Source organism: Anabaena sp. FACHB-1237 (assembly GCF_014696225.1).
Classification (GTDB): domain Bacteria; phylum Cyanobacteriota; class Cyanobacteriia; order Cyanobacteriales; family Nostocaceae; genus FACHB-1237.
The window spans coordinates 1-22,862 of sequence record NZ_JACJPV010000024.1; the positions used below are offsets into that span (position 1 = coordinate 1).

The 22,862-nt window shown below is 35.0% G+C and carries 15 protein-coding genes; 3 read left to right on the forward strand and 12 right to left on the reverse strand.

What is annotated here, in order from left to right; genetic code table 11:
- Window positions 1–160: 160 nt before the first annotated feature.
- The 11 genes from H6F32_RS12840 to H6F32_RS12890 all read right to left on the reverse strand — a co-directional run bounded on the left by H6F32_RS12840 (window position 161) and on the right by H6F32_RS12890 (window position 15,832).
- Complete coding sequence (locus tag H6F32_RS12840) at window positions 161–841, reverse strand: sugar transferase (protein WP_277875063.1); 681 nt, start codon at window positions 839–841, stop codon at window positions 161–163.
- A 478-nt stretch (window positions 842–1,319) separates the two neighbouring features.
- The gene (locus tag H6F32_RS12845) at window positions 1,320–2,537 is read right to left on the reverse strand and encodes a glycosyltransferase family 4 protein (RefSeq protein WP_190369728.1); all 1,218 of its coding nucleotides are present in this window, start codon (window positions 2,535–2,537) and stop codon (window positions 1,320–1,322) included.
- Window positions 2,538–2,555: 18 nt separating this feature from the next.
- A complete protein-coding gene (locus H6F32_RS12850) occupies window positions 2,556–3,566 on the reverse strand; it encodes an NAD-dependent epimerase (RefSeq protein WP_199294562.1) in 1,011 nt (336 codons plus the stop codon).
- An 11-nt stretch (window positions 3,567–3,577) separates the two neighbouring features.
- A complete protein-coding gene (locus H6F32_RS12855) occupies window positions 3,578–4,858 on the reverse strand; it encodes a nucleotide sugar dehydrogenase (protein WP_190369729.1) in 1,281 nt (426 codons plus the stop codon).
- Between the two features lie 255 nt (window positions 4,859–5,113).
- Window positions 5,114–6,247 carry a glycosyltransferase gene (locus tag H6F32_RS12860; protein WP_190369730.1) on the reverse strand — a complete coding sequence of 378 codons (1,134 nt, stop codon included), beginning with the start codon at window positions 6,245–6,247 and terminating at the stop codon, window positions 5,114–5,116.
- Between the two features lie 130 nt (window positions 6,248–6,377).
- Window positions 6,378–7,601: an O-antigen ligase gene (locus tag H6F32_RS12865; RefSeq protein ID WP_190369731.1), complete on the reverse strand. Its 1,224-nt coding sequence runs from the start codon at window positions 7,599–7,601 to the stop codon at window positions 6,378–6,380.
- 57 nt (window positions 7,602–7,658) lie between these two features.
- A complete protein-coding gene (locus H6F32_RS12870) occupies window positions 7,659–8,765 on the reverse strand; it encodes a glycosyltransferase (protein WP_190369732.1) in 1,107 nt (368 codons plus the stop codon).
- Window positions 8,766–8,832: 67 nt separating this feature from the next.
- Complete coding sequence (gene murJ, locus H6F32_RS12875) at window positions 8,833–10,206, reverse strand: murein biosynthesis integral membrane protein MurJ (protein WP_190369733.1); 1,374 nt, start codon at window positions 10,204–10,206, stop codon at window positions 8,833–8,835.
- A 343-nt stretch (window positions 10,207–10,549) separates the two neighbouring features.
- Window positions 10,550–11,563 (reverse strand): hypothetical protein, encoded by a 1,014-nt coding sequence (locus H6F32_RS12880; RefSeq protein WP_190369734.1) that lies wholly within the window; start codon window positions 11,561–11,563, stop codon window positions 10,550–10,552.
- 61 nt (window positions 11,564–11,624) lie between these two features.
- Complete coding sequence (locus tag H6F32_RS12885; RefSeq protein WP_190369735.1) at window positions 11,625–13,667, reverse strand: nucleoside-diphosphate sugar epimerase/dehydratase; 2,043 nt, start codon at window positions 13,665–13,667, stop codon at window positions 11,625–11,627.
- A gap of 410 nt (window positions 13,668–14,077) precedes the next feature.
- Window positions 14,078–15,832, reverse strand: coding sequence for an N-acetylmuramoyl-L-alanine amidase (locus H6F32_RS12890; RefSeq protein WP_190369736.1), 1,755 nt, complete (start codon window positions 15,830–15,832; stop codon window positions 14,078–14,080).
- A 295-nt stretch (window positions 15,833–16,127) separates the two neighbouring features.
- Between H6F32_RS12890 and H6F32_RS12895 the strand changes: the two genes are divergently transcribed.
- Window positions 16,128–17,783 carry a CTP synthase gene (locus H6F32_RS12895; RefSeq protein ID WP_190369737.1) on the forward strand — a complete coding sequence of 552 codons (1,656 nt, stop codon included), beginning with the start codon at window positions 16,128–16,130 and terminating at the stop codon, window positions 17,781–17,783.
- Window positions 17,784–17,873: 90 nt separating this feature from the next.
- Window positions 17,874–19,595, forward strand: a complete 1,722-nt coding sequence (locus tag H6F32_RS12900) for an NFACT family protein (RefSeq protein ID WP_190369738.1) — start codon at window positions 17,874–17,876, stop codon at window positions 19,593–19,595.
- A gap of 683 nt (window positions 19,596–20,278) precedes the next feature.
- On the opposite strand, the gene H6F32_RS12905 is transcribed toward H6F32_RS12900, so the two are convergent.
- Complete coding sequence (locus H6F32_RS12905; protein WP_190369739.1) at window positions 20,279–21,397, reverse strand: ABC transporter permease; 1,119 nt, start codon at window positions 21,395–21,397, stop codon at window positions 20,279–20,281.
- Window positions 21,398–21,667: 270 nt separating this feature from the next.
- Between H6F32_RS12905 and H6F32_RS12910 the strand changes: the two genes are divergently transcribed.
- Window positions 21,668–22,840, forward strand: coding sequence for an aminotransferase class V-fold PLP-dependent enzyme (locus H6F32_RS12910; RefSeq protein ID WP_190369740.1), 1,173 nt, complete (start codon window positions 21,668–21,670; stop codon window positions 22,838–22,840).
- Window positions 22,841–22,862: the final 22 nt, after the last annotated feature.

A 22,862-nucleotide genomic window follows, 5' to 3' on the forward strand; every position in this document is an offset into this window, starting at 1 on the left:
GTTTCCTCTCATTTTTAATGCTATTTATTCTCATTAAGCCTCTTAATTTTTGAGTGACCTTTAGTTATTATGTACTACTTCAATGGCTTTTTTGATCTGTGACAGTTGAGGGTGCGGAATGTGGGTTGTAATGATCATACAATTCTAATTTTTTGATTGTTTAGTTCTTTAGATCCAAATCTATAGGCAGTCCTAATTGCTGTTGACGGCACTTAGCAAAATTACCTTCTAAACTTGTATCAATATCAACGCCACTACGGATAACTACTTTCCAAACAGTAATAAACAAGATGTAAATATCTAATGCTAAGGACTGTTTTTCCACATACTGTATATCAAGTTCCAGTCGGTCTTCCCATCGCAATTTATTCCGTCCATTAATTTGGGCTAATCCAGTGATTCCAGGAAGAACTGAATGGCGCTGACGCTCTCGTTCTGAATAGTATGGTAAATACTGAACTAGTAAGGGACGAGGTCCAATAAAAGACATATCTCCTTTCAATACACTCCATAATTGTGGAAGTTCATCAAGGCTAGTTTTACGCAAAAACTTACCTAAATTTGTCAGTCGTTCAGCATCAGGTAATAACTCGCCATTAGCTCCACGCATATCTGTCATTGTGCGGAACTTATAGCAGGTGAAAAGATGGGTATCTTTACCGGGACGCTCTTGGGTAAAGATAACTGGACTACCCATTTTTAAATAAATAGCGATCGCAATCACTAGCATTACAGGAGAAAGAATAATTAAGGCGATCGCTGCTATTATTCTGTCACATAAATATTTAATAAATATACTAAAATTGAGTAATTCTAAGCCCATAAATTCTTCATTCATCATACCACCTCTTTAACTATCACCGCAGTTTTAGATATTAAAAACAAGCTGATTGCAAATTATTGATTTGGGATTATTTTATGTTACGGTACTTAACCAATTCAAAACCGATGCTCTTCTATTATTGCTCAATTATTAAACAGCTTTCCGATCACAAAATTGCTAAATCAAACTTTATCTTGAAATATAACTAAAATAAAATTCACAGTCTTGTCATTTTGACATTTTTTGAAGTAAATAATTCCGGCTCTCGTAGACTAGATATGACTATTTAATACTTAATGCTTACTTCAATTCATTATGTAGCAAGAAATTCAATAAAATCAAAATTAATTTTTATTAAATCTATTGTTTTTGATTCATGGGATTCTTGTATAATAATCGTTTTAAGCATTATTGTTAAATTACCATAACCACTCTAGGAGAGCCATAATTCCTGAAAATACTTGATATTTTCACTGCTTCCCCTCGCCAAAAACTTCTACAGTGATATCCCTTCCATCTGATGAGAGGAATTAGGAACAGGTAATCCTTTTAATTTTAAAATCTGTAGGTATTCCTGATGTAGAGCATTCCAAATATCTTCTTGACAAAATTCTCGCAAAACCCGATCTCGTCCAGCTAGACCATGTTGCTGTCGTAGTTGGGAATTAACTAAATAACTACTAATTCCTTGAGCTAAAGCTAACCCATTATGGGATGGTACAAGTGTCCCTGTAATTCCATCTTCAACTGCATCAATACAACCAGGAATTTTGGTAGCTACCACAGGTAGTGCCATTGCAGCAGCTTCCAAGAGTACATTAGGAAAGCCTTCACGATAAGTTGGTAAAGTAAACAAATCCATCGCCGCATACAATGGTGGGGTATCGGTATGATATTTTCCCCCAGTTGCATGGATGCGAATATCACTTTGAAGTATTTCCTGAGCTTGAGTAGATATGGAATCTTGAGTGTCAAAGTTTCCAACTATGAGTAAATGCAAATTTGGAAACTCTCCACGGAGAATTTTCCAGGCAATAACCAATTCTTCAATACCTTTATCCGGGACAATGCGCCCCACAAAACCAACCACAATGGCATCATCAGGAATCCCATATTTTTGCCGAACTTCTTTCCTTGTGTCAGACGCTAAATTTGCGGGATTAAAGTGATCCGCAGCATCAACCCCATTACTACTTCCTCTACATAAAACGGTAATCTTTTCCTGGGGACAAAGACCCTCATTAATTGCCACCTCTCTGATAGAATGACTCACACAAATAACCCGATGTGCGAGTAAACAGGAAACTTTTTCACTCCATGATAGTAATATCCGCTTGTACCCCGTTGCTGTCATTAGAGGTAATCCACGAATATGATAAATCCGCACAGGTACTCGTGCTAACCAAGCAGCAATAGTTCCCAATAGTCCACCTTTAGGAGTATGGGAATGAACTATGAGAGGGTTAATCTGGCGTATTTGCTGCCAAATTTGCCCAATAGCCACAATATCCTTGAACGGTGTAATGCGTCGTGGCATTGTGACTGTATGAAATGGAATTTTCTCTTGATCTCTAATTTTTGCAGCCCACTCTCCAGGCGAAGCAAGAGCATGAATATCATAGCCCCGTGCTTTCATGTAAGCAATCTGCCCGCGAAACAAGTAAAAAGTACCTGAGACTGTAGTAATGTGGAGTAATTTAATTTTTTGTGACATAGGAAGATATGAATTTTTTTAAACTTGGTAATATGACCGATACCATTTAACAAATCGTTCAATCCCCAATTCAATTGAGGTATTCGGTTTAAAACCCACATCTGCCACTAACTGATCAACATCAGCATAAGTAGCAGGTACATCACCAACTTGCATCGTTAACATATTTTTCTCTGCTTTTATTCCTAAATAATTTTCCAGGGTTTCAATGAAGTGCATTAATTCCACTGGTTGATTATTGCCGATATTGTAATTTTTGTAGGGTGCATAACTTGTGGCGGGATCAGGTGTATTTCCCGACCATTTAGGATTAGGCTTAACAACCTGATCAACTACACGAATTACACCTTCAATAATGTCATCAATGTAAGTGAAATCGCGCCTCATTTTACCGTAATTAAAAACATCAATGGGTTGTCCTGCCAAAATTGCTTTAGTAAACAGAAATAATGCCATATCAGGGCGACCCCAAGGACCGTAAACTGTAAAAAAGCGTAATCCCGAAGCTGGCAATCCATACAAACTACTGTAGGTATGTGCCATTAATTCATTTGCTTTTTTGGTGGCAGCATACAAACTAACAGGATGGTCTACATTGTCATGAACGGAGAAGGGAATTTTTGTATTTGCACCGTACACTGAACTGGAAGAAGCAAATACTAAATGTTGGACATTCGTATGTCGACAACCTTCTAAAATATTAACAAATCCTACTAAATTGCTATCTACATAAGCATGGGGATTTTTTAATGAATAACGAACTCCTGCTTGGGCAGCTAAATTCACAACTTTATCAAAGTTTGATTGAGCGAATAATTTGGGAATGTTTTCCCTGTCTGCTAAATCTAATAAATGAAAGCTAAAACCTGGTTTTTCTAAAAGTTGGTCTAGTCTGTCTTTTTTTAAAGTTACATCGTAGTAATCATTGAGATTATCCAAACCAACAACTTCATCACCTCTTTCTAGTAAGCGTTTACTGAGGTGAAAACCAATAAAACCAGCCGCACCAGTAACTAAAATTTTCGCCATAATTTCACCTGTTATAAACTCCAATAATGAATATTTGCTGGTATGTCCGTAGGTTCAAATATTGATTTGATATCCATGAAGATTCCACCTGGACGAATGTGAGCAAATAGTCTATCTGCTGGTATTTCTAAATATTCTTGGTGGGGAACTGCTAATATTAGGGCATCGAGATATGTCAGGTCTTTCCAATTAGATAATTGAATACCGTACTCATGTAGTGCATGAGTATTTTCAGCCAAAGAGTCATGTACTAAGGGTTTAATTCCAAACTGTCGCAACTCATGAATAATATCGGGAACACGACTATTTCTTAAATCTGGTACATTTTCTTTAAAGGTAAGTCCCAAAATCCCCACTCGCGCATTTTTGATGGTGACATTAGCTTCTACAAGCAGTTTTACTAAACGACTACCCAAGAATTGACCCATGTTGTCATTAATTCGTCGTCCTGCAAGAATTACTTGGGGATAATATCCCACTTGTTGAGCTTTTGCTGTGAGATAGTAAGGGTCTACACCGATGCAGTGACCACCTACAAGTCCTGGTGTAAAGGGGAGAAAGTTCCATTTTGTACCCGCAGCCGCTAGGACATCACGGGTACGAATATTGAGGCGATCGCAAATTATTGCTAATTCATTCATTAAAGCAACATTGAGATCGCGTTGGGTATTTTCAATGACTTTTGCAGCCTCAGCAACTTTGATGGATGGGGCGCGGTGAACACCAGCATCAACAACAGCACCATATACACTAGCGATATGTTCTAATGTTTCTGGGTCTTCACCTGCTACAATTTTGACAATCTTTTCTAAGGTATGAGTTTTATCACCTGGGTTAATTCGTTCGGGTGAATAGCCCAATTTGAAATCCACACCCTGTTCTAAATTAGATACCCGTGCTAGAACAGCACCACAAACTTCTTCTGTGACTCCTGGGTAAACAGTTGATTCATAAACTACTACATCACCTTTTTTGAGAACTTTACCAATAGTTTCCGAGGCTTTAATTAGTGGAGTCAAATCGGGAACACGGTTATCGTCAATTGGTGTGGGGACTGAGACAATAAAGAAGTTGCAATCAGCTAAATCAACTGTGTCACAAGTAATTTTTAGAGATGTATTTTTGAGGTCATCACTGGAAACTTCGCCGGTGGAATCTATTCCTTGGTTTAGGGCGGTAATTTTTTGTTTATTGATATCAAAACCAATGCTATTGGGAAATTTTTTGGCAATTGCTAAAGCCACAGGTAAACCAACGTAGCCAAGACCAATGACTCCAATTTTACTGTTCATATTTTTTCTAAATAAAATATCTTTAATTTGTTAGATGCAATCAAACAAGCATTCAATTTTTTTCCAAATATTGATGTTAATTTGCATATTCTGTAAAGATGACTGTTTTGATCATCTATGATTTAAGTTAGCAAATTTTATTTGTTAATTACCGCCAAAATGACAAATTATGTCTAATATAAATTTACGCAATATTTTCATTGGCAGTAAATTAAACCTCTTGTATGAAATTGAATGTCAGATTTTATATTGACTTCATTTATCCAGAATAGTTTCATACAATGCCTCATATTGAGCTACAATAGAGTCTAAAGAAAAGCATTCAATAATTCTTTGTCGTGCTGCTTTTCCTAAAGCCTGTCTCTTATCTAAAGTCATGACAATTAGCTCTTGCCAAGCCTCAGCTAATGCCTGTGAATTACGTGGTGTGACAACTTTTCCTGTGTTATCAACAATCCAGGCGGAATCACCCACATCTGTAACGACACAAGGTACGCCACAGGACATTGCTTCTCCGACGACTAAGGGAAATGCTTCACCGTAAGCAGAAGCCGAGGTAGCGATATCTAACGCTGCTGTTAATTGGGGCATATCGCTACTTTCTCCTAATAGATAAACACGCTCGACAATGCCTAATTCCTGAATTAATTGATATAAATTATCATTATTTTTATCAACATTATTCCCCGCTAAAATAAAGTAGATGTTTGGGTATTTTTTTAACAACAATGCAGCTGCTTGGAGGAAATTATTATGGTCTTTCATGGGATGATAACGACAAATTAACCCAATCAAAACAGCCTCTTGATCTAAACTAAGTTCCTCTCTGATGTTAGAACGAGCTTGCTGTGATGGTTTAAATAAATCGGTATCAAATCCATTAGCAATTACGCAGGTTTTGTCAATGCTATAATTTAAGGCTTCGTGCTGGACTTTACTATTTTTAGAAACAAAAATTATTTTCGCTACATAAGGAGATAAAAATCCCCCTAATTTAATGAGCAGTTGGGTGAGTTTTGTTTCTGATTTTAAAGCTGTGATTGAATGATGGATTCCCCATAAAATAGGTTTTTGACCGATAAAAACAATATTAGCTAATTGTGCGGCTAGATTACCGTGATACATCCAACCTTGAATCAGATCGGGATTAATTTCGCGGATGGTGTGAGCTAGTTGCCAAATACTAGCCAGTGTCGGTTTTCCTTGTTTCATGCCAATAGTATAGATAGGAATACCCAAGGCAGCGATGCGATCGCCAATAATCCCATGATCCATTAAGGAAATCACTACTGGACTAAAGCGCTCGCGGTTGATTCTAGATAACAAATGATAGAGCATGATTTGAGCGCCACCTGTGCCAAGTCCCGTGCTAACGTAAACAATTTTCATGATTTTTTCTGTTTTTTTGAAGTTTACTTCCATCCTGATCAAAGAGCATGGATTATTCCCCTATCGCCACCTAACGTGACTATAACTCCTATTGATCTCTATATTTAGAAAATCAAAAATTCGAGTCGATCTATATCTTCGGGTGGAAAGGGGGTGGTTTTAATTGGCTATTCATATTTATTGCAGACATTAATGAAAACATTATTAGGATGTAGCGTTCCTCAAAAACTCTATGGCTAAATATACCCCAGAGCATAATAAAGAAAGCAAAAGTAAATGCAATATCTTTAGTTTTAATTTTAGGACTGTGGGTTACTGCCAAAATTAATAGAGGCATCAGTAATACAGCTAAAAAACCATGTTCAACTATCAACAACAAGTACATATTGTGGGTGCGAATTTCACCCCACTCTTGAGTGTAAGCAATTCCATTACCAAGGAAGGGATTTTCTGCAAATTTTTGCAAGGCAAATTCAACCACTAGCAAACGAGAAATATCGCTATTAGAATCACTAGATGAAGGGTCTTGCAACCAAGCCAGTCTACCATTTATGTTATTATTACTTGATATAATGTCTTCTAATACTCCTGTATTTAAAAATACACTTCCAATGCTCCCCATCAATAAAATAATTGCTCCAGTAATTATACCAAAAATTAATAATTGTTTAATAGCAATTTTTCTTTGTATTATCAATATCATTATTACGCTTAACCAACTTATAATAGCTCCCCGTGAGAAGGTTAGGATAATACCTACACCAGTTAATAAACTAAAAGGTATTCGATATTTTTGCGGCAATAAAGTTATACTAAAAATCATGCCAAGCATCAAGGCACAACCTGATTTATTAGGATCTACATAGAATCCAGATGGACGATATGTATCATTTAATTCGGCAAAAATCGATGGATTTAGTAGTTCAATAAAATTATTTATTACATTAATTATAGTGACAATTAAAACTGTCCATCTAGCGAAAAATGAAATTAGAATATTACCTCTAAAAATTATAGACATTATTATCAAAAATACAACTGAGAACAAGCGTGTTTGCAATTCTATTAATACTATTTCACTATGATCAGAGGATATAAATGATATTAATGAAACTGAAATATACAAAATACACCAATTAATTAAATACATTGGCAATAATTTAATTGTGGATAGAAATAAGGGTATAGAAGCAATACCAAAAACTGCAATAAATAATGCTGGAGAAAATGAAATATATCGAGCACTGTTTAGATATAAATGCAAATCTGTAAAAAAAATAGAGATAGCACCTACTGCCAAGGCAGATTGATAATATAAACGTAGTGATTTTTGTTTAGTTAAAGTGGTCATCATATTCATAACTTAAATTTAGTTTAGATATTAGTGTAAAAATACTATTAATTTTGCATATCACATAGGAATACTATAGCCTAATAGCGATAAATATTTAGAATTTGCCTGTTCAACAGAAAAATCCATTGTTTTTCGTACTAATACATCCACATTTACAGAACTATCTAATATATCTAACATTGCAGCAGATATTGCTATCTCATTTCCAACCGGAACCAAAGTCCCATATTTTCCTGCTTCTAGAATTTCTCGTGGTCCACTAGGACAGTCTGTGGCAATCACAGGACAACCACAAGCCATCGCTTCAATCAATACAGTTGGTAATCCTTCCCAGCGTGAGGACAGTACAAAGGCACTTCCTCTCGACATATATGCATAAGGATTATCTACAAATCCAGGCATTGAAACATTTTCAGAAATCCCTAGCTTACGAATCATTGCCTCTAATTCAGTCCGTTGTTCTCCTTCACCTAAAATAATTAATCTAGCTAGTTTTTGTTTTCTTAAAAGTCCAAAAGCTTTAATTAAAGTCAAAAAATCTTTTTGCGCTGTTAACCGTCCCACAGCCAAAAATACAGGCGGACATCCTTTTTCAAACCAAGGATGCTCTAGAGGAGTCTTTGCTTTAGCAATTAATTCATCGTCAATAACTGGATTATAGATAACATTCACTTTTCCTTTTTCCAGAGCAAGTTGAGACTCTAAATCTTCTGCTACACCTTTAGAAACACCTACTATTACGTCTGCAACAGGATAAAGCAATTTCATTAATGGTGGCAAAAATTTAGCTCGAATTGAATTTGACTTGCTAAATGATAAAGTATTGTGTTCTACTAAGATTAGTTTTGTTTCCGTGCCTCCAATCTTTTTAGCTAAAACTGCTACTATATTTGCATGATTCATGTGTGATATTATCGCAATTGGTTTATTATTTTGCAAGTATTTCGATAAAGGTAAAATAGCTTTAATAACTCGTCCTGTTGCCAAATTAATTACACGCACTTGAGAGGGAACTTGGTTTAAATAAGGACCATCAGTAGTAGCTACAATCAAGTCTAGGGGTATATTGTAACTTGACATTCCTTTAAGCAAATTTATTACTACTCGTTCAGCACCACCACCATGCAAAGTTGGAAGAAAGAAAGCAATAGGTCTTGTATTCATAATGCTTGTGTAATTAAGAGGAGAAAATGGCATCAAAGGAATATGTAGTCAAATTTTCATATAAGTTTTAATTTTCTGCACATATTTGCTGATGGATTTTTCTTCTTGCCATTGAAAGCATAGCCAAGGAAGAAAATAGATACATACAACTAGTAGAAAGTGCTATACCTTTAATTCCAATCCATTGGATAAAAAGATAATTCAATCCTATATTAATTATTAAATTGGAACCAAAAAAATATATTAGGATTTGATTTGATTTCATAGCTGTAATTAATCTAATAGACAATATATTGATGATATAAAACGGTATTTGCAAAGCGTATAGTGCTTGTATCTGAGCTACATCATTTGTATCTTGGGCTGTAAATGAACCTCTTTCAAAAAATATCTTAACTATTAATTGTGATGAAAATAAAAAAAATATTGTTATTGGTAATGTAGTTATAACTATCGCCTTTGTATATTGCTCAAAAGTACGCCGTAATTCTAACCAATTTTCATTAGCAATCATTTTGGAAAAGTAAGGAACTACAGCGGTACTTAACGCAATACTAATTAAGCTAATTGGCGAGGCTATCAGTCTGTTAGCATAGTTTAATGATGAGACACTTCCAGGTGACAGCATAGCTGCCATAGATTTATCTACTAGACCGGCACTACAAATTATAAACGCCGCAATAATCATTGGTGCATACTGGCTGACTACCTGTTTGAGGTGATCGTCAAATCCATACCATTTAGGAAGCACAGATATATTGCGTCGTTTCAGTGCTATTGCTATGAAAAACATATCTATTAATGGACTGACAAGAAACCCTGCTACTAGGGAATAAATTCCCCAGTCTTTAAAGAAGAAGAGTAGGAATATTCCTATGATGTTTCCAATAATGGGAACAATAGCTGCTAAAGCAAAACTTTCTTCTGCATTCAAAACAGCAGACCAAGTGCTTACTATTCCGGATATCAAAATAATTGGTGCAATAACGCGAAGGAGAGAAAATGTAAGATGTAACTTGTCATGACTGAATCCTGATGCAATTATGGGTAGATAAATAGGAGCAGTAATTATGAGAATGGTTATGGTTATCATTAGTATGAAAAAACTTAAAATACTCGCTCCATGAAAAAGCTTTTTGGCAGCTTTCATACCATCTTGCTCTCGTACCTTAATATAGGTAGGAATCAGTGCCGAATTAAATGAATAAGCAATAACATTAAGGATTATATCTGGAACTAACCATGCTATTAAAAAGGCATCCAATTTATCCTCAATACCAAATCTCCATGCAATTACTAGCTCTTTTAATACGGAGACTATTTTTACAAGTGCTGTCATGAAAGCGACCGTAACAGATGCACCAAAAATTTGGCGATTTATAGAGCCGCTTGTCAACTTTTTCCAGTAATTAAATAAAGTTTTTGATTGCCAATTTTTCATGGGGCTTTCTTATAGGAAGATAATTTTTTTGTCGAGCGTCAATGTATCAAGAGAAAATCATAGCTTAATGGCTGAAATTCACACTATATATTTGGGCTTTATTATCAATGTCTAAATCTAATTTCATATTTTTAGTAGTTAATAAGCAGGGCGTTTTCAAAGTTGGGGGTAAATTGGAAAATCATTTCCCCAAAATCCTTTCCCACAGGTCAATAGAGGCTTTTTTTCCTAATTTTTGATTAATTAATATGAAAAACAAGCCCAAATATTGATGGTCAAAAGGTTCTCGCGATAGCTACGCTCGCCGTAGGCATCGCAATTTTGGAGAATAAAAACGCCCTGGTTAATAAGCACTTTTAATCAAAGTATCAGTATTGGATTTAGTTACAAAGACTAATCGAGAATTATTTCCATCCACACAAGCTATCCATTTATTTTCGTCAATTTTATGAGGATCAATATGGTGCATTCCTGTTTTATTCCAACCTGATCCACTTGCCTTAATAATTGGATTCTCTTGGAATTCTTTCTCTTGGTAATTTGTCGTTGTTAAATCAGTGATTTCAAATGCTCTAACTTGACTACCATAAATACGCTCACAATCTTGTGTATATCTAATGATTTTGCCATCAAGTAATACAATTCTACCTGCCGATCTTGCTATCTTTTTATTTTCCTCTATGACAGGACTTTTAATATGTTCAATCCAGAGACCAATCAACTGTTGGGAATAGAAGAGACGTAAAATATTCCTGTCTTTCGATGTTGTTGTCAACAGCCACCACATATCATTGTGTTGAAAAATAGAAGAATCTGCAAACTCACTTTGATCGAGTAAATTTGTTACAAATGACCATTGTGTTGGAAAATCAGTAGCTATATACAAACGAACAGAACTTGATTGAAAACTCTCTGGAATCATATAGTATTCATTTTTAAATTTGAATACATAAGGATAAGATAAGTGAAAATCCTCCCTCATTACTATTTGCTGGTAATGCCAATTAAACCCATCCTTACTAGTTGCTAGTCCTATTTCTCCTTTATTATTCAAACTATTCAATACCTCAAAAAACATATACCAAATCCCATTTTCACAAACCATAAATGGATCAGCGACAAAATCTGCTGGTACATCAGTCACATCTTTAGCTGTCAAAACCGGATTTTTGATATTCTCTGGAGAACTTAAATTAAACGGTGAATCACCTGTATAAATACCAATTGACCAATCAGACTTCCTTCTCACAAATTTCTTAACTATTTCTTTGAAAGAAGATAAAGATTTTGGTTTTGGTGTTTGTAAATATTCTCGATCCAATTTATCCAATCTACTTTTAGCAGGATTTAATTGCATATTTTTTGACCATTACATAAAGAGTATGATAAACAGAGCAAAACCAAAAACAATAATCTAGTTATGCACTTTGTGATTCTATATTTCCCAAAATATTTACTGGCGTATTTGATGTATGATTATCAAATTTATTAACCTCTAACAAATTATTACTTACTAAATATTCCGGCTTATATCCCAATACCAACTGTTCCAACAAAAACTTAATTAAATTGGCATCATTTTTCCCTGCTACTCGCAACAAAATCTCCACCTTCGCCCCCAAATTCTCAGGAATTACCTGACTGGCATTTTTCACAATTAACAATTTCTCATGCTCTGTCTTTTCATATTCCTCCCCCTCAACAAACAACTCTTCAAATAACTTTTCCCCCGGCCTTAACTTAGTAAATACTATCTCAATATCCTTATTAACCTCATATCCCGATAACCTAATTAACTCCTTAGCTAAATCTACAATTTTCACAGGTTTACCCATATTTAACATCAATATTTCCCCACTATGTCCCATAACCGAGGCTTGCAAAACTAACTGCACTGCTTCAGGAATAGTCATAAAATATCGCGTAATATCTGGATGGGTAACTGTTATTGGTCCTCCTACTTCAATCTGTTTTTTAAATGTGGGAACTACACTACCTCGACTGCCTAAAACATTACCAAATCTTACCGCCACATAATTATTTCCTGTGTCTTTGGCAGCTTGTAACACTAACATTTCTGCTACTCTTTTACTCGCTCCCATAATATTAGTAGGATTCACTGCCTTATCTGTGGAAATCATTACGAAATGCTTGATGTTATATTTTATGGCTATGGCCAATAAATTTTTAGTTCCTCTCACATTATTCGTAATTGCTTCCGTAGGATTTAATTCCATTAAGGGAACGTGCTTATGGGCAGCAGCATGGAAAATTATATCCGGTTGACATTTATCAAATATTTGTTCCAGTCGAGAATAAACTCTAATATCAGCAATAAAAGCAGAAATATTCAGTTTATTTCTCCGTAATTTATGACTCTCATGGAGATTTTTAATCAGTTGTTCTAACTCTTGCTGAATGTTAAAAACAGAATTTTCTCCATGTCCCACTAATATAATATTCTTGGGTTGACATTGCAAGATTTGACGGCAAAGTTCACTCCCTATTGATCCTCCTGAACCTGTAATTAATACTGTCTTATTTTCCAAAAATCGAGATACCTTGTCAATATCTATTTCGATAGGTTCTCTTCTTAGTAGATCCTCAATTCTGATATCTCTAATACTATGGACTTTGATCTGATCATTGATCATCTCTTGTAGTCCTGGCAAGGTACTGGTTTTTATTCCTGTTCCTTGACATATATTGACTATTTCTTTAATCTCTTTTCCTGATACCGAAGGCATAGAAATGATAATTTTATTAATCTTTAATGATTCTACAACTTCAGGTATTTTATAGCGATCGCCTAATACTGGAATCCCCCTAATATGTATATGCAATTTACGCCGATCATCATCAATAAAACCCACTGGTTTAAATCCAAATCTCGGATTTCTCTGCATATCTTCTACTAAGGTTATTCCTGCTGATCCCGCACCAATAATTAACGCTCTTTCTTTATCATGAAAATTCGATTGTCTGATAATTATTCTTTCTAAAAGCCGCCAACTAAACCTTAATAATATCACCAAACTACAGGAAATTAACCCTTCAATAATTAGTAAGGAACCTGGCAATTTATCTAATATTGAATTTAATGGTTTAGCCAAAAAACTCAATATGATTGTTTCTATAATTACAGTAGCAGAAAATAATATAACTATGTACATTATTTCTTCTATACTGGCATAATGCCAATAACGCTTATAAAAACCACACCTCCAAAATAACATTAATTTAATTGCTAGAAACAAAGCAGTAATCATTCCTAAATAAACACTATATTCCTGTAGTTGCACTTGATGATTATAAGTCAATAGCAAGGACAAAAATGGTGTAATTGCAAAAATTACTATATCCAATATTAGCCAATGTCTATTCCTTAATTTACTTAATTTACTTAACAGTTGATTGATGATTCTTTCCATTTGCTTCTTCCAAGATAGTAACATATTCATTCCTAGAAATATCTGCAAAAAGGCTGAACTCTAACCAATACTCTCTATTTAAAATGGTGTTACTTTTTGTTTGTGAAATTTCTGCAAATAATCAACAATATACATCATTAAAACATCAACTATAAAACACAATATGTGAATCTTGTCAAGATTGTGATAATTGAATATTTGAGAATTTCCAAAAATCGAAAATCAGAAAATAAATATTTGGAAAACTGCTCGTTATTAAATTTTTATCAAATCTTTAATTATCTATTCAAGCCAAATTGGCATTATCATTAATATAAAACAATGACAAAACACAAATGAAATGTTTGATGAAATAATTTTAACGGTTGCGAAAATTCTGATAAACTATGAATGACAAGATACCGGACTTCTTTAAGAAGTCCGGTATCTGATTGATTGCACTATTTATTATTAGTTTTAAACCACTCTGTTATTCCCTCTGCTAAAGTCTTGGCCATTTTCTTTTGTACTTGCGGATTAACAATTTTCTCAAATTCTTCAGGATTACTCATAAACCCCAATTCTAATAATACCGCAGGAGCAACATAAGGACGAGTTAATGCTAAATTATTCCAATATACTCCATAGGAAGGTTGTTTAAGTTTCTGCACCACATAATTATGCAAAAATACTGCTAAATTATGACTTTGAGCATGATACCAAAAAGCTCCAAATCCTTGGGTATTTTCTGCATCTCCATTATCAGGCAAGGAATTATAATGAATAGATAACGCGATCGCTGGTTCTTCTTTATTAATAATTTGTTGACGTTCTAATAATGACACATCTCGATCATCTTCCCTCGTCATGACTACTTTTGCACCTTTTTTGACTAACTCATCTCGCAATAATTTAGACACTAGTAGATTTGCATCTTTCTCTAAATATCTATTCGGTCCCGTTGCTCCAGATTCTTTACCACCATGACCAGGATCAAGTAAGATTTTAATACCAGATAAAGGCAACTTATTTTTATTGACTATTTCCGGTGCATGACGTAACGTTAAAATTAACGTTGTATTGTCGTATTTTAGCTTATATCCCCATTGTTGGGACTTTTTGAAGTTAAACCTATATTCGACTCGTCCAGGGCTAATTTGCTGCCAATCTAAGCGAGAAATCAAGGGATGATCATCCAAACGAATAGTATCTGTTTGAGCAGTGGTATTATAGAGAGTAAGAGTGAAAGAGTTATGATCCTGTGTCACACTTACGGGTACAGGAGCTTGTAAAGGAAATAGTATTTCTGTGTTTTTCTGTTGCTTAAGATAACTTACACTACGAATTATACTTTGAGGAGGAACTGCACCATTTAAAATTTTCAATTCTTTGCTATTAATCCATACACCATAATCTAAACGCAGCCAATCCCCTTCTTTACCATTAATAGTGGCTCTAGTTCCCTTTGGTAAGGGTGAAAGTCGAGAATAATCGGTACTTGGACCTGTACGGGTAGTGCATAATTCTGATGTTACTTCTGCAACTGGTAAGGCAGCAGGAGACAGAATAGTTATTTTCCCAGTACCAGTTTGAGTTATTGTTTGACTATTCAAAGTTAAAGTAAATTGAGGTTTTCCTAAATCAGCAATCTGTGTAACTGTTGTACAACCCTGATAATTGTTAAAAATAGAAACAGTTGGTCTGTTTTTCCCCGTCAGCACACTGGAATTTTGCGGTAGTTCAAAGTGAGCAGGTTGAGGAGTAAGATTAATGGTTTGATTGGCTAACTGCACTGTTACTTGAGCTTGTGGAGGTGCTATAGCACTAAAACAAATCAATTCTCCAGGTAGTCTAGCAATATCTTGAGCAGGAGTTAAGGAATTAGCCGCAAAACCTAATTCTGAAGGGAACTGCGGTACATTAGATGATCTGATGACTTTAATCTGACGCTCTTGGTTTTGGTAACGAACTATAAATATATTTTCTCCCAATTTTAATGGCAAACTAGGAGCAAAATGTCCACTTTGACTGCGTTTAACTGCTTTACCATTGATAGTAACTTGCCCTGAAGATGGTGCTGTACCGAGAAAAAAGATTTTTTCTGTACTGGTTTGATGGTTATTGGGAGGAAAAACTACAACGAGAGTTTCTCGCGCTGATGCTACAGAGGAGGTAAAAAAAGAACTAGCTATAATTAAGCTAAACAGTGTTTTCACGGTAAAATTTGCAACTTGGTAACTGGTAATTGATAATTGATAATTGATAATTGATAATTGATAATTAATAATATACTTTATCTAATCAGTGAATTATCTGTCAATTTTACCTTAAAAATAGCGGTTTTCAGATGAATCAGAATATATAATTTGTTCACTGCTATAAATATCTATGATCACAGTTACAGGTTTGCTCATCAAACCAAAATTGTCAATAATTGTCACTTTGTACTTAACACTTCATTCTTAACAAGACGGGACAGATTTGTAGAAGTTGCTAAAAATTGAAACTAATATGACTAAGTTTATTTTTGTAACTGGAGGCGTTGTCTCTAGTATCGGTAAAGGCATTGTAGCAGCAAGTTTGGGAAGATTACTCAAATCACGAGATTATTCTGTCTCCATTCTCAAACTTGATCCTTATATTAATGTTGATCCAGGCACTATGAGTCCTTTTCAGCATGGGGAAGTATTTGTTACCCAAGATGGCGCAGAAACGGATTTGGATCTGGGACATTATGAACGGTTTACAGATACTTCTATGTCTCGTTTAAATAGCGTTACCACTGGTTTGATTTATCAATCAGTTATTAATAAAGAGCGTCGCGGAGATTATAATGGTGGTACTGTTCAGGTGATCCCCCACATTACCAATGAAATTAAGGATCGCATACTTAGGGTGGCAAAGGAAGCCAATCCGGCAGCAGTTATTACGGAAATTGGTGGTACTGTGGGTGATATTGAGTCTCTGCCATTTTTAGAAGCTATTAGACAGTTGCGGAAGGAAGTAGGTAGGCAGAATGTTTTGTATCTGCACGTTACTCTGTTACCCTGGATTAATGCAGCAGGGGAAATGAAAACTAAACCTACGCAACATTCTGTTAAAGAATTACGTTCTATTGGCATTCAACCCGATATTTTAGTTTGTCGCAGCGATCGCCCCATACCTGTAGGTTTGAAACAAAAATTATCAGAATTTTGCGATGTCCAGGTAGAATGCGTCATTAGTTCCGAAGATGCCCGGAGTATCTATGAAGTTCCCCTAACCTTGGAAAAAGAAGGTTTAGCGGAACAGGTTTTAGAATTATTACACATGGAACAGCGCAAGCCAGACCTGAATAAATGGGAAAATATGGTACAAAAACTATATAATCCCAAATATAGTATTGAAATTGCCATTGTTGGTAAATATGTCCGGTTAAGTGATGCCTATTTATCCGTAGTGGAAGCATTACGCCATGCTGCTATTGCTACCGATGGAGATTTACGTATTCGGTGGGTAAATTCGGAACTATTGGAAGCTGAACCACCAGAAAATTATTTGGCGGGGGTAGATGGTATTATTGTTCCTGGTGGGTTTGGTAATAGGGGTATAGATGGGAAAATTGCGGCGATTAAATATGCACGCGATCGCCAAATTCCGTTTTTAGGCTTATGTTTAGGAATGCAATGTTCTGTAATAGAATGGGCAAGAAATGTAGCAGGATTACATAATGCTAACAGTGCAGAATTTGATCCCTATACCAATTACCCAGTCATTAACTTATTACCAGAACAACAGGATGTGGTTGATTTAGGAGGAACAATGCGGTTAGGATTATATCCTTGTCGCTTATTGCCTAATAGTTTAGCATTTAAACTATATCAAGAAGAAGTGATTTATGAACGTCATCGTCATCGCTATGAATTTAATAATCTCTATCGTCAACAGTTATTAGAATCCGGTTATTTGATCAGTGGTACATCACCTGATGGTAGACTAGTAGAAATAGTGGAATATTCTAAACATCCATTTTTTATAGCTTGTCAATTTCATCCAGAATTTCAATCTCGTCCCAATACCCCCCATCCCCTATTCCAAGGATTCATTGGCGCTGCTATATCCTTAGCTCATTCCCTTCCTAATATACCGCTTTATGAAAGTTATTCCAACTTACTAACAAAGGAGTAAAAACTATTGCAAGCATTTTGCTTGCATCCATGATCCATATTAAAAGTACAATATCTGATCCAACCTAGATTATCAACGAGATTAATTATTTTGCAACCCCTCGATTTTACTACTTTAACTGCTACTTGTGGCGAAATTCGCGCCAATTGGCTCCCAGCACGCGCAGAACAGGTATTTCAACGCGATCGCTGTACTATTGCCATTGCTTTACGTACTATTACAAAGCGCGACTGGTTACAAATTTCTTGGCATCCCCAAGCAGCACATATTTGTATTGCTGATCCTCCTCCTCGTATTCCTGATACTTTCACTTTTAGTCAACAATTAGTACATCAATTAGGAGGTTTAGCTTTAACAGACATTGATTTTATTTGTCCTTGGGAAAGGGTCATTGATTTAAAATTTGCCCGTCGTCCTGGGGAGGAAGCAGTTTATCATTTGTATGCGGAAATTATGGGTAAATATAGTAATGTGATTCTCACAGATGCCCATAATAATATTATCACTGCTGCCCATCAAGTAAGTTCTCAACAGTCGAGTGTCCGCCCTATTCAAACTGGTCAATTATATCAAACTCCACCAAAATTAACTAATCAAATTCCTAGTTTACATGAATCTTTAGAACGTTGGCAAGAACGAGTGAGTTTAATTCCTGGTACTATTAAAAAACAACTATTAAAAAATTATAGTGGTTTGAGTGCGGCTTTATTAGATTCAATGTTATTTACTGCTAATATTTCCCCTGATGAACATACTACAAATTTAACTGCAAATGATTGGCAAAATTTATATAAATGTTGGCAATATTGGTTAACAACTTTAGAAAATGGTAATTTTCAACCTGGTTGGACGGCTAACGGTTATAATGTTATGGGGTGGGGAATTATTCAACCTACTCAGAATGTTCAGGTATTGTTAAATAATTATTATCGAGATCAAATTAATCAACAATTATTTGCACAATTAAGACATCAACTATTACAAAAATTAAAGAATATTCTCGCAAAATTAACCATTAAGGCTGATACTTTTAAAAATAGATTAGCACAGTCAGATATGGCGGACGAATATCGTCAAAAAGCAGATTTATTAATGGCTAATTTATCGCAATGGCAACCAGGAATGAAGGAAATTAGTTTAGCAGACTTTGAAACAGGAGAACTAATAGCGATCGCTTTACAACCAGATAAAAATGCTGTACAAAATGCCCAATATCTTTATAAACAACACCAAAAATTAAAACGTGCCAGAAATGCAGTAGAACCATTATTGTTAGCAGTACAGACAGAAATTAATTATTTAGAACAGGTAGAAGCTAGTATTTCTCAACTTGACAATTATCATACACCAGAAGACTTACAAGCATTAGAAGAAATTAGGAATGAACTAATAGAAGAAAAGTATTTACAAGATGTAGAATATCGTCGTCAAACCAATAATAATCCTACTACAAATTTTCATCGTTACCGCAGTCCTAGCGGTTTTGAGATATTAATTGGTCGCAATAATAATCAAAATGATTATCTCACATTTCGTGTGGCGGGTGATTATGATTTATGGTTTCATGCCCAAGAAATTCCTGGTAGTCATGTATTATTACGCTTAGAACCTGGTAAAGCTGCGGAGGAGGCTGATTTAGAATATACAGCAAATTTAGCGGCTTATTTTAGTCGCGCCCGTCAAAGCGAACAAGTACCAGTTGTTTATACACAACCAAACAGAGTATATAAACCGAAAGGTACTAAACCAGGATTAGTTGTATATAAGCAAGAAAAAATTATTTGGGGTAAACCGGGGACAATTGATAATTGAAAATTAAGATTTTAATAGCTTTGTTTTTTGCTTTATTTTTTGCTTTATTTCATAGATTTTGGTTTATAAGTTATTAATTGTGACTGATAAATATTAAGTCTTAATATTCCCAATTTTCATTTCCTACAAGATCACAAGTATCAAATTCAGGATGGAAATATCAGGAGTAATACCTTCTAGCAACTCATCCACGATGTACTTTTTGCGTTGTTGAGGTTTGATCACCATGTTATCCCATTGATATACTTAGAATATACATATTAACCTGATTAGCGTTAATACAGCAGTTTCCGTTATTATGAGGTACAGATGTTAATGATAAAACCCTTGTAACACAGGCATCTTGCTGTGTTCATAGTGTACCTCATGTAGATGGAATGTGCTGTAAATTTCACCTACATCACTCCTAAAACATAAATACTACTGATCTAAAGAAAGATATTTTTTATAATTTTTTTATAAAAAAATTGTACTTACTGTTACAATCTTGTTAAGAAAAGTTGCCCGTTACATTTTGGGAACGTGCAATTTGGTTTTGACTCTACTGAGAAGACAAAGCGAACAACGTTTTTTTGGCGACCAGCCCCTGGGAAGGCTGGTCTTTTTGTTTGAGGAGTCAGGCCGTAGTAGCGCTTTAGTGCCATGAGGGCTGAAGCCCAACTAGGCAATTTTTGGGTTATTAGCTATCTTTCTAAATTACGCGGATCTAAAGCATCTCTTAAACCATCTCCTAATAAATTAAAAGCCAATACCGTGAGAATAATTAAAATTGCGGGTGGCCAAATTAACCAAGGTTGTAATACTAAAATAGAAGCGTTACTAGCTAAAGAAAGCATATTTCCCCAGGAAGGATCGGGTTGTTGAATACCTAACCCAATTAAACTTAATACGGCTTCTGCACCAATAAAACTAGGTATAGTTAACGTAGCAGAAATAATAATGTAACTAGCAGTTTGTGGCAACACATGGTTAACAATAATATAGATCGGAGTTGCCCCCATTGCCCTTGCTGCTTGCACAAATTCCCGTTCTTTTATTGATAAAACTTGACCACGAATTACTCTAGCTAAACCTGCCCAACTAATAAAAGATGTGATTAAAACAATTAACAAAAATCTCTGACTACTAGTTAATTTTGTGCTTAATATTCCTGAAATTGCTACTAATAGATAAATACTAGGAAAAGTCATCAATACTTCAGAAATGGTCATAATTATTTTATCAATTATGCCCCCAAAATAGCCAGAAATTCCACCAATAAATAGGGCGATGGGATAGGTAATAATAATCCCAAAAATGCCTATAAACATACTCAGTCTACCACCATACAATAAGCGACTAAATTGATCTCTTCCTTGTTCATCTGTGCCTAAAATATTGAATTTTACATCTTTATTTTCTGTACCAAATAAATGCCAGTTCAATTTAATTCCTGGAATAATTGTCACTTCTTTCCATTGGGGAGGTAATGAAAGAGTTAGTTTAAATAATTCATATTCTGAACCTGCTACAAATAATTTTAAAGCTGTGGGTTTGGTTTGGTCCACAACTAATTTTCTTTCTCCAGTTTCTAAACTTGTTTTTCCTTGGGTGGTAGGATATATATGAGGTCCAATAAACTGCCCTGATGGTGCAACCCAATGAATGCTGGTAGGAGGTAATAATGAACCATTCATTTGTGAGTCGTAGGGGTCATAAGGAGCGACAAAATCGGCTAATATTACTATAAAATAGAAAAATATTAGTAATATTGCTCCAAATTTTGCTAAGGTATTTTTTTGTAGTCTGTTCCACCAATTCATAGTTTTTGTATGTGGTTTTTTATGGTAAATTTAATTTTGTCAACTTGAGATACTTAACTTCTAACATTAATTGATACAGCACTTCCCTATGTCATGAGGGAGACCTTATTTTAAGACAGAAGGTAGAATTAAAAAACCAACAAGATTAGACTGTACCTCATAACAAAGAAATCTGCTGTAATAGATACAAGATAAAAAGAGAAGTAGGTGATCTTTTTTGTCCACAAATGATTTAGCATTATATATCAAATTTAGATTTTCACATAAACTATGAATCAATTGTATCTTCACCGTTCCCAATTTCCCGCTTTAGCTAATAAGGTTTATTTTAATTATGGTGGACAAGGTCCTTTACCTCAGTCTGCCTTAGATGCGATCATTGAAACTGAGACATCTATCCAAAATATTGGACCTTTTAGTAATGAAACCTATCGCTGGATATCTCCACAGATGCAAAGTTGTCGAGAGTCTATCGCTTCTGTATTAAATGTTCCTAGCAATACAATTACTCTCACTGGCAATGTAACTGTTGGTTGTAACATTGCGATCTGGGGTATTGACTGGCAACCGGAAGATCACATTCTCATTTCTGACTGTGAACATCCTGGAGTTATTGCTGCTACTCAAGAAGTTAGTCGTAGGTTTGGAGTAGAAGTAAGTACCTGTCCGATAATGGCTACCTTAAATTTTGGCGATCCTATCAGTGTAATTATTGAAAATATACGCCCTAATACTCGATTAGTAATACTAAGTCATGTTTTATGGAATACTGGACAAGTTCTACCTATTGACAAAATTGCTAAATTATGCAAAGACAATGAATCTTTATTATTGATAGATGCAGCGCAGTCCGTGGGGGTATTACCATTAGATTTAATGGATTTAGGTGTGGATTTTTACGCATTTACAGGTCATAAATGGTTATGTGGTCCTGGGGGAGTGGGAGGTTTATATGTGAGTGAGTCAGCTAGGGAAAAATTAAATCCTACTTTTATCGGGTTAAATGGAGTAATTACCAATAGTCAAGCACAACCTATAGATTGGCAACCGGATGGTCGAAAATATGAGGTATCAACATTATCAAATGCATTGTATATGGGATTAAAAAGTGCGATCGCTGTTCATGAACAATGGGGAACAGCAACAGCAAGATATAAACAAATATGTGATAATGCGGCATATTTATGGGAGAAATTAAATAGTTTACCTGATATCAAATGTTTAAAAAATTCACCTCCAGAAAGTGGTTTAGTGTCCTTTCAACTGACAAATGATCAACCTCATGCTAAGTTAGTCAGTTTCTTAGAATCGCAAAACATTTTAACTAGAACTATTGCCCATCCCAGTTGTATTAGAGTGAGTGTACATTATCTAACACTAATATCAGAAATTGATCAATTAATAGATAAGATCACTGACTTCTTGAAGAAGTCGGTGATCTAAATCTAAATTGGGTACATTAAAT

Coding starts and splice junctions, on each gene's coding strand:
- H6F32_RS12840 (WP_277875063.1), bottom strand. CDS start 841: ATGATGAATGAAGAATTTATGGGCTTAGAATTACTCAATTTTAGTATA.
- H6F32_RS12845 (WP_190369728.1), bottom strand. CDS start 2,537: ATGTCACAAAAAATTAAATTACTCCACATTACTACAGTCTCAGGTACT.
- H6F32_RS12850 (WP_199294562.1), bottom strand. CDS start 3,566: ATGGCGAAAATTTTAGTTACTGGTGCGGCTGGTTTTATTGGTTTTCAC.
- H6F32_RS12855 (WP_190369729.1), bottom strand. CDS start 4,858: ATGAACAGTAAAATTGGAGTCATTGGTCTTGGCTACGTTGGTTTACCT.
- H6F32_RS12860 (WP_190369730.1), bottom strand. CDS start 6,247: ATGAAAATTGTTTACGTTAGCACGGGACTTGGCACAGGTGGCGCTCAA.
- H6F32_RS12865 (WP_190369731.1), bottom strand. CDS start 7,601: ATGATGACCACTTTAACTAAACAAAAATCACTACGTTTATATTATCAA.
- H6F32_RS12870 (WP_190369732.1), bottom strand. CDS start 8,765: ATGAATACAAGACCTATTGCTTTCTTTCTTCCAACTTTGCATGGTGGT.
- murJ (WP_190369733.1), bottom strand. CDS start 10,206: ATGAAAAATTGGCAATCAAAAACTTTATTTAATTACTGGAAAAAGTTG.
- H6F32_RS12880 (WP_190369734.1), bottom strand. CDS start 11,563: ATGCAATTAAATCCTGCTAAAAGTAGATTGGATAAATTGGATCGAGAA.
- H6F32_RS12885 (WP_190369735.1), bottom strand. CDS start 13,667: ATGAATATGTTACTATCTTGGAAGAAGCAAATGGAAAGAATCATCAAT.
- H6F32_RS12895 (WP_190369737.1), top strand. CDS start 16,128: ATGACTAAGTTTATTTTTGTAACTGGAGGCGTTGTCTCTAGTATCGGT.
- H6F32_RS12905 (WP_190369739.1), bottom strand. CDS start 21,397: ATGAATTGGTGGAACAGACTACAAAAAAATACCTTAGCAAAATTTGGA.
- H6F32_RS12910 (WP_190369740.1), top strand. CDS start 21,668: ATGAATCAATTGTATCTTCACCGTTCCCAATTTCCCGCTTTAGCTAAT.